The organism is Actinomycetospora sp. C-140 (assembly GCF_054796175.1).
The window spans coordinates 1-8,673 of the sequence record NZ_JBTWNF010000037.1 but is presented as its reverse complement, the minus strand read 5'-3'; the positions used below and the strand labels follow the sequence as shown (position 1 = coordinate 8,673).

Genomic DNA, 8,673 nt, shown 5'->3' with positions numbered 1-8,673 from the left:
GTCGCGGTCGGCGGCCGACACGTCGGTGGGGAAGCGGAGCCGTGCGGCGTACGCCAGGGCCCGGCGCACGGTGAGCTGGGGATGGAGGATGTCGTCCTGGGGGACGAGGCCGATGCGCTGGCGCAGCTCGTCGTAGTCGGCGTAGAGGTCGCGTCCCGCGTACTCGACGACGCCCTCGTCGGCGGGGCGGAAGCCGGTCAGCGCGCGCAGCAGCGTCGACTTCCCCGCGCCCGACGGGCCGACGACGGCCAGGAGGCTGCGCTGGGCGAGGGAGAACCCGACGCCGGAGAGCAGCGTCTTGTCGCCCTCGCGCACGACGAGCCCGTCGGCGCGGAACCCGATGTCGCCGGTGTCGACGTGCTCGACGAGGCGGCCCGACCCGTCCGGGCCGCCCTCGAGGTGGAACAGCGCGTGCCCGATCCCGACCACCGACGTCGGCGCCACCGGCGCCCGCCGGACCCGGGCCCCGTCGACGAAGGTGCCGTTGGGGCTGCCGAGGTCGACGATGTCCCACCCGCCGTCCGGACGGCGGACGAGCTCGGCGTGGTGCCGGGAGACCAGCAGGTCGGCGACCACGACGTCGTTGTCGTCCGCGCGGCCGATCCGCACCCGCGGCGACGTGCCGCGGCCGGGCGCCGGCGTGGTCGCGAGCTGGTGCACCGCGGAGAGCCGGCCCTGCGCCGACGACCGGGCGGCGGCCGGGACGACGGCCGTGCCGTGCGGGCCGGCCGGCGGGTCGGGGGTCGCCGGCGGGGGCGTCAGGACGGCGAGGTGCACCTCGGGACCGGCCGCGGGATCGCCGAGGCGGACGGCGACCGGACCGGTCAGGATCATCTCGCGGAACGGGCGCCCCGAGGCGAACGACCCGTTGCGGCTGCGATCCACCAGCTGCCAGCCCTCGGGGGTGGCCCGGATCCGCAGGTGCTCGCGGGAGACGCGCGGACCGAGGACCTGAAGGTCGGACGCCTCGTCGCGGCCGATGCCGAGCGTGCCGCCCGGCGGCACGGTGCGCCGCTGGCCGCCCGCGCGCACCTCGAGGGGCCCGGTGGCGGGCGTACCGGGGCGGGCGAGGTGGTCCGGGGCTCCCATCAGGGCAGGAGCATGAAGGCCATCCGGCCCTGGGCGTCGACGCCGACCACGGCCCCGTTCGCGGCGTAGCGGTAGATGCCGGAGCGGCGCTGGGGTGGCTCGCGCAGGGCCGCGAGGAGCTGCTCGCGGTTGGGGGCGGTGGTGAGCAGCGGCGCCACCTGGGACCACGGCGCGGCGTCGAACGCGGCGGCGGGCCGGTAGCGCGACTGCACGCCGGGCAGGTCGCCGGTGCCGAGCGCGGTGTAGAGGCCGCCGACGCCGGTGGCGACCGCCGCGGGCAGCGCGCGACCGGTCGTGTCGGTGACGGCGGGCTGACCGGCCGGGACCTGGGGCGGCGCCGGGTTGCCGGTGCCCTGGAGGGGCGGGGCCTGCGGGAGGGGCGCCGCGACCGGCTCGTCCTGGGTCGTGGACGGCGCGGCGACCGAGCCCGCGGGCTCACGGACGAGCGTCACGACCGCGAGACCCGCCGCGACGACGATGGCGACGGCGAGGGCGACGCTCGCGATCCACGGACCTCTCGACGGGGCGGCGCCGGTCGCGGTGTCCGCCGTGTCCGCGGTGGCGGTCGAGGCCGTCATCGTCCCGACCCCGCGCGCCACGGCATCGGCGCGGTGCTCGTCATGTCGGCCTCCTCGGTCGGGTCCCGCGGCAGTCTCGGCCATCTCGATCGCGAGCGCACCCCCTCGGCGCACTCCGGACGTCACGGCGCCGGGAGCCGGGGCACCGCCGCCGTGGCGAGGCCGGTCGCCGCCGCGCAGCGGTCCTCGGGCGGCCCGTGGACGGAGACCTCCAGCAGCTCGACCCGCGGCGAGCCGTCGACCGCCGTGTACGTGCGCTGGGCGACCGCCACGTCGCACGAGTCGCGGCGGTCGGTGACCGTCGCGGGGCGCCCGGCGACGTCCGCCGTCGCGGCGAAGGTGCGGCGTCGCTCGACGCCGACGTCGACGACGGTGCCGGCGCCGGCCCCGGCCCCGGGTCCGGAGCCCCAGCGGCACGACCAGCCGCCGACGCCCGGGGCGACGCGGGCGGCGTCGAGACCGGGCACGGCGCCGAGGTCGCCGGGGGCGAGCACGGCGCACGTGTCGACCGTGGTCAGGGACGACGGCGGGTCGGCGGTGGCGCGCCGCGGCAGGGGCGCGCCCGCGAGGAGCGTCCGGACCGTCGCGTCGGTCGCGGCGTCGGCGGACGCGCACGGGTCGGCGGACGACCCGGACGCGGGGGCGGCGTCGACGGCGACCTGCACGCCCTCGGTCGTCACCACGGTGCGGGAGCAGATCCCGTCCCGTGGGGCGGTCCGCCGGACGACCAGGCTCCCGACCCGCTCCTCCTGTCCCTCGGCGACCGCGGTGGCGACCGGCTCGAGCGTCGCGACCACCACGACGTCCCCGCCCGGCGCCGCGGCGAGGACGGTGCACGCGGCCGGGCTCCCGAGATCGGGCACGACCCGCGCGGTCCCGCTGATCGCGGCGGGGTCGAGGAGTGCGCACGGCTCGACGGTGCGGGCGTCGCCGATCACGGTGGGGACGACCCGGTCGCCCCCACCCGCCGCGGCGTCCGTGTCGTCGCCGCGGAACGACAGCGCCGCGACGACCACGCCGGCGAGCAGCACGAGCACCGCCGCCACCGCGACGACGACAGACCCGCGCCGCGAGCGGGCGGGTGGCGGGGTCGGTGGGTGTGACGGGCCCGGTGGGTGTGGCGGGGCCGGTGGGTGTGGCGGGCGCGGCGAATGGGGTGGGTGCGGCGGCACCGGGGCGCGGGGCGGGGCCGACGGAGGTCCCGCGGGTGGGCCGCCGGCCGGGGAGCGGGGCGTTGGTGCGACGGGAGCCGCACCGGCCGGGGGCGCGGCCAGGACACCGACGCGGGTCGTGGGACGTGCGTCCGCGGGCGGCGCGCCGACGGGCTCGGGTCGGGTCGGTGACCAGGCGCCCGCGACCGCCGCGGTGCTGATGACCTCGGTGCGCCGGATCGCGGGCTCACCGTCGCCCGTCGCGGCCGGTTCCCCGGGCGGCTCGACAGGGGACTCGACGGGGGACTCGGCGGGGACCGTCGCGCCGTCCGGGGGCGACCCCCCGAGCGCGCGCAGGTCCTCCAGCAGCGCCGTCCCGAGCCCGCCCGCGGTCTCCGGGCGGGCCCGCGCGGTGCGGGTGAGCACGGAGAGGAGACGCTCGGCCGCGTCGTGGCCGGTGTCGTCGCCCGCATCGATGACCGGCACCGCGGCGAGGGTCGCGGCCAGCGCGCGGGCGTCGTCGTCCTCGGCGCCGGGGCGGTCGTCCGGGCGCACCCCCGACGCCGTGCCGAGCAGCCAGATCCCCGAGCCGCCTGACCCGTCCGACCCCGCCGGCCCGACCAGCACGACGTCCGCCCCGATGCGGCCGTGCACCAGCCGTGCTGCGTGGGCCGCCCGGAGCGCCCCGGCGAGCACCAGCGCGTGCCCCCGCAGCTGGTCGGCGGGCGCCGGGTCGAGCGCGGCGAGCCCGCGGGCGCCCGCCGGCACGTCGTGGACGAGCCACAGCCGGCGGTCGGCACCCGCGGCGACGTCGAGCACCGGCGCGAGACCGGGGTGCGGGCGCTCCCCGCCGCGCCGGACGTCCCGGGCGACGCGGGTCAGGGCACCGGGGTCCGGCGACCCGCCGTCCTGGGGAAGGGCGACCGCGACGACGTCCCGGTCGCCCCAGGTGTCGCGGGCCGAGCGGGCGAGACCCGTGAGGGCCGCGCCGAGCCGGTAGTGCCCGCCGGAGAGCGAGTCGCCGTCGCTCCCCGGCGTCCCGCCGGTCCCCTCGGTCACGGGGTCCGTCCCGTCCTGGTGCCGTGAGGGTCGGGTGTCAGCCGCCGAAGCTCGTCCGGGCCCGGAACTGCACCCGCTCGAAGACCGTGTTCGACTGGTCCAGCGTCGTCGTCCGGATCTCCCAGCTGTAGGGCAGGCCGTTGTAGATGCCGGTGGAGTAGACGGTGCCGTTGGACTGCGCCGTGTAGAGCGGTCCCTGCTCGACCCCGCCGGACTGCCAGACGTCGAAGTTCTCGATGCGCGGTCCGAGGGCGGCGGTGTCGTTGTACCAGGACTGGGCGCCCGACGAGTCCGGCCAGCGCGCGAAGATCACCCGTGCGCCGGGGGCCGCGCTGGAGAAGTCGCAGACGTAGGCCTCGGTGGGGTTCACGCCGGTGCTGGTGGTCAACTGGTCCGCCGAGGTGGACGGGCGGCAGTTCGACGTCGCCACGTCCGGGAAGACCTGCGAGAGCGCGGGCTGCCCGGCGGGGACGGCCGGCGTCGTCGAGGCCTGGGGCTGGGAGGTCTGGGGGCCGGGGTTCACCGGCGGGGCGGCCGGCGTCGGCGAGCTGCCCTGGTTGAGCAGCACGACCGCGCCGACGGCGACGACGAGCAGCAGCACCACGACGCCGGCGACGATCGCGACGACCTTGCCCTTGCCGCCCTTCGGGGGCTGCGGCGGCTGGCCGTACCAGCCGGGCTGCGGCCCGCTGCCGCCCGGCGGCGGGAACTGTCCCGTGCCGGCGGGGCCGTACCCCTGGCCGTAGGGTGCCGTCCCGGGGTAGCCCTGGGCGAACCCCTGCGGCGCGCTCTGGCCGGGTGCTCCCTGACCCCACGTCGGCGTGCCCTGTGGGCCGGAGCCCTGCGGCGAGCCGAACGGGGACGGGGGTCCGGAGGGTCCCGTCGGGGCCGCGGGGGTCCACGGCTGCGCCTGCGGGCCCGACGGTGCGCGGGGACCGGGGACGTGGGTGGGGGTGCCGCTCTGCGGGCCGCTGGTTGCCGCGGCGCCGGCCGCCGCCAGGCCCGCGGCCGCGGGTCCGACGCCCGGGGTCCGGGACGTCGCGTCGTCGGCCGGTCCGGTCGTCATCGGGGAGACCTCGCCGCCGACGGCGCGCACCGCGGCGTCGGCGAAGTCGCCGGCGGTGGCGTAGCGCCCGGCGGGGTCCTTCGCCATCGCCTTCGCCAGCACCTCGTCCAGGGCCGGCGGCGACCCCGGCGCGACCTCCGAGAGCCGCGGGGGCGTCTCGTTGAGGTGGTCGTACATCAGGCCCGGCCCCTCGGAGACGAAGGGCGGGCGCCCGGCGATCGCCTCGAAGAGCAGGCAGCCCAGCGCGTAGACGTCGACACGGCGGTCCATGTCGCGCCCCACGAACAGCTCGGGGGCCATGTAGGCGAGCGTGCCGATCGCCGAGCCGGTGCCGGTGAGCGAGCTCTTGGTGTCGCCGCCCATCGCGCGGACGATGCCGAAGTCGACGAGGTAGACGAAGTCGCGCCCGCGGTGCTGGGTGATCAGGACGTTCGACGGCTTGACGTCGCGGTGGATCAGGCCGTCGTCGTGCGCGGCGTCGAGGGCGTCCGCGGTCTGCCGGACGATCTCCGCGGCGCGGCGGGGCTCGAGGCGGCCGTTCCGCTCGATCTCCTCGGCGAGGTCGACCCCGGAGACCAGGCGCATGTCGATGTAGAGGCGCCCGTCGATCGTGCCGAAGTCGTGGATCGGGATGACGTGGGGCGACGAGAGGCGCGCCGCGGTGCGCGACTCGCGGCGGAAGCGCTCCTGGTAGTCGCCGTCGTCGGCCAGCCCGCCGTGCAGGCGCTTGACCGCCACGGTGCGCTGGCGGGAGGTGTCGAACGCGCGGAACACCTCGCCCATCCCGCCCCGCCCGATGCGCTCCTCGAGGCGGTACGGCCCGAACATCTCCGTCGGCTCGCCCGACGACGGCGACGGCGAGTGGCCGGGGGCCTCGGTGCTCATGGGGCGTTCTCCTGATCGGGGTGCGTGGAGGTCGAGCGGGCAGTCGGGGCACTGCTCCGGGAGAGGTCCATCCCCCCGGATGAAAGTCACCGAGAGTATGTGCGATCGCGGTGTGTGAGGCCATAGCTCTCACACTTTTCGCAGAGTTCCCTCACGGTTGGTCATCTCTCGGTCGTCGCGGCGCCTCGTCGGGGCCGCGTGCCACCTCGAACGGGTCCGCTCAGGCCGGCACCCGGGCCGCCGGCAGGAGGTGCATCGACGGGAGCAGGCGGTGCGCATCGTCCAGCGACCGGGCGATCGCGTCGAAGCTGTACGGACGATCGGCGTAGGCCGCCGTGGTGTAGACGGAGCCGTCGGTCGCCGCCCGGGTGTGTCGCGGTCCCTGCACCGCGCCGGTGCCGTCGTCCCAGCTCGCGAGGCCGTCCAGGCTCGGGCCGCCGCTCGCCTGGTCGGCCTGCCAGCGCCGGGCGTCGGCCGTGGTCGGCCACTGCGTGTAGTAGACGTACGCCCCCGGCACGACCGCGCCGTGGTCACAGCGGATCACCGCCACCGGCCGCGCGCCGGTCGACGTGGCGTACTCCTGGGGCCCCGGTGCGTACGGCGCGCAGGCCCCGCCGAGCCGGGCGACGTCGGGGAACGCGGCCGCGAGCCCGCCCGGGTCGGTGACCGGGGTGGTGATCGGGGCGGTGACCGGGGGCGTCGGCGCCGGATGGGGGTCGTCCCCGGCGACGACGCCGGTGACCGTCAGCAGCCCCAGGACGGCGAGGATCGCGGCGACGAGCCCGCCGCCGACCCACCAGGACGCCGGGGACGGCGCCCGTCGCCGTGCGGGTCGCGGCGGGACGGTCGTCGGGATCGGACGTGGCGGGACCGGGCGCCGGGTCGGCGCGGCGGCCGGGGCCGCCACCAGCGGCTGGCGGGTCCCGGTGCTGCTCCCGCCGGGCGGGGCGTCCAGGACGACGACGTAACGCGCCCCGCGCGGCGGCGTCACCACGGGCGGTCCCGCGGGCGCGCTCGCGGTGGACGCGCCGGTGAGCGCGCGGTGCGCCGCCTCGGCGAGCTCGCCCGCCGAGGCGTACCGGTCGGCCGGCGCGTCGGCCAGCGCGCGGGCCACCACCGCGTCGATCGCGGGCGGCAGCCCCGGCACCCGCTCGGTGACCCTCGGCGGCACGGCCCCGCGCGGCGCCGTGGTCGCCCCGGGGAACGCGGGGCGGCCGCTGAGCGCCTCGACGAGCAGGCAGCCGAGCGCGCGCAGGTCGCCGGTGGGGTCGACCCCGCGGCCGGTGGCGCCCGCCCTCGTCGTCGCGGCGGGCGTCCGCGGGGCGCGGTCGTCGCCCTGGTCGCCCTGGTCGCCCTGGTCGACGTCGTGCACGGCGCAGGCGATCCCGATGTCCGTGAGGTAGACGACGTCGCGTCCGGCCTGCGGGGCGAGGAGCACGGTCGACGGTGTGAGGTCGCCGTGCGCGAGCCCGTCGGCGTGCGCGGCGTCGAGCGCGTCCGCGATCTGGCGCACGATCGACACCACCCGGGCCGGGCGCAGCGGGCCGCCCTGGTCGATCTCCGTGGCGAGGTCGGTCCCGGGCACCAGGCGCATCGCGAGGTAGCGCCGCCCGTCGATCGTTCCGAAGTCGTGGATCGGGATGACGTGCGGCGAGGAGAGGCGGGCGGCCGTGCGCGCGGCACGGTAGAAGCGGTCGGCGTCCCCCGCGCTCCGCGCCGGCCCCGCGTGCAGGCGCTTCAGCGCGACGGTCCGTCCGCGTCCCGTGTCGTGGGCGCGGAAGACCTCGCCCGTCCCGCCCCGACCGAGGCACTCCTCGAGCCGGTAGGGCCCGAACATCCGCCCGGCGTCGGTGTCGCTCGTGACGTCGGCGAGCGCGTGGCGGCCGGCGGTGACGGTCATCGAGGTCTCCGTGCGCGCGGGTCGAGGCGGCGCAGCAGGAGCGCGGTGACGACGACGAACAGGACGGTGACGCCGGCGAGGGCACCGAGGTCGAACCACCAGGTGGCGGCGGTGTGCTCCCAGAGCGGTTCGGCGTCGGTGTAGGGCGGCGGCGTGCCCGGCCCGCTGCGCACGCCGATGGTCGACGCGCCCAGCGCGAAGCCCCAGCGGGCCGGCACGAACCACGACAGCTGCGCGAGGACGGGGCTGTCCTGGATCTGCAGCAGGGCGCTGGACAGGATGAACTGCAGCATCGCGAGGAGCACGAGCAGCGGCATCCCGCGGTCGGCGTTGTCGATCCAGGCCGACACGGCGAGCCCGACGGCCATGCTCGCGACGGTGGTCGCGGCGATCGCGACGAGGATCTCGAGGCGGGGGTCGCCGAGGGCGACGGCCTGGTCGGGTCCGGGGCGCCCCAGGATCCCGAGGACGCCGAGGACGACGCCCTGCAGGCCGGTGATCACGGCGAGCACCACGACCTTGGACAGCAGGTATGCCGCCCGGGACAGCCCGATCGCCCGCTCACGGCGGTAGATCTCGCGTTCCTTGACCAGCTCGCGGATCGACGCCGCCGACCCCATGAGCGCCGCGCCCACGATGAACACCATGAGCAGGCTCTGCGGCGCGCCGGAGACGCCGCGCAGCTGCTCGGCGAGCGACAGCCCGGTGTCCACGGGCAGTGCGTGCGACAGCAGCGCCAGCACCAGCGGCAGCACGGCCATGAAGATCGTGTACTGGCGGTCCGCGGCGATCACCGCGAGGTAGCGGCGCGCGAGGATCCCGAACTGGGCGGGCGCCGACTGCTGACGCGGCGGCGGGGCCGACGCCACCGGCGGCGTCGAGGGACTCCGCACGGCGGGTGCGTGCGACGGCGGCGCGGTGCCGATGTAGCGCTCGGCGAGCGAG

6 protein-coding genes are annotated in these 8,673 nt (G+C 77.6%); all 6 read right to left on the bottom strand.

Annotated elements, in window-relative coordinates:
• A partial coding sequence (locus ACR9E3_RS32385) for an FHA domain-containing protein (RefSeq protein ID WP_460385185.1) occupies positions 1-1,089 on the bottom strand: 1,089 nt, incomplete at its 3' end.
• The gene (locus tag ACR9E3_RS32380) at positions 1,089-1,667 is read right to left on the bottom strand and encodes a hypothetical protein (protein WP_460385184.1); all 579 of its coding nucleotides are present in this window, start codon (positions 1,665-1,667) and stop codon (positions 1,089-1,091) included. The genes ACR9E3_RS32385 and ACR9E3_RS32380, both read right to left, overlap by 1 nt.
• 122 nt (positions 1,668-1,789) lie before the next feature.
• Positions 1,790-3,877, bottom strand: coding sequence for a hypothetical protein (locus ACR9E3_RS32375; protein ID WP_460385182.1), 2,088 nt, complete (start codon positions 3,875-3,877; stop codon positions 1,790-1,792).
• 37 nt (positions 3,878-3,914) lie between these two features.
• A complete protein-coding gene (locus ACR9E3_RS32370; RefSeq protein WP_460385180.1) occupies positions 3,915-5,828 on the bottom strand; it encodes a serine/threonine-protein kinase in 1,914 nt (637 codons plus the stop codon).
• 220 nt (positions 5,829-6,048) lie between these two features.
• Positions 6,049-7,728 (bottom strand): serine/threonine-protein kinase, encoded by a 1,680-nt coding sequence (locus ACR9E3_RS32365; protein WP_460385178.1) that lies wholly within the window; start codon positions 7,726-7,728, stop codon positions 6,049-6,051.
• On the bottom strand, positions 7,725-8,673 hold a 949-nt coding region (locus ACR9E3_RS32360; protein ID WP_460385177.1), incomplete at its 5' end, for an ABC transporter permease. The genes ACR9E3_RS32360 and ACR9E3_RS32365, both read right to left, overlap by 4 nt.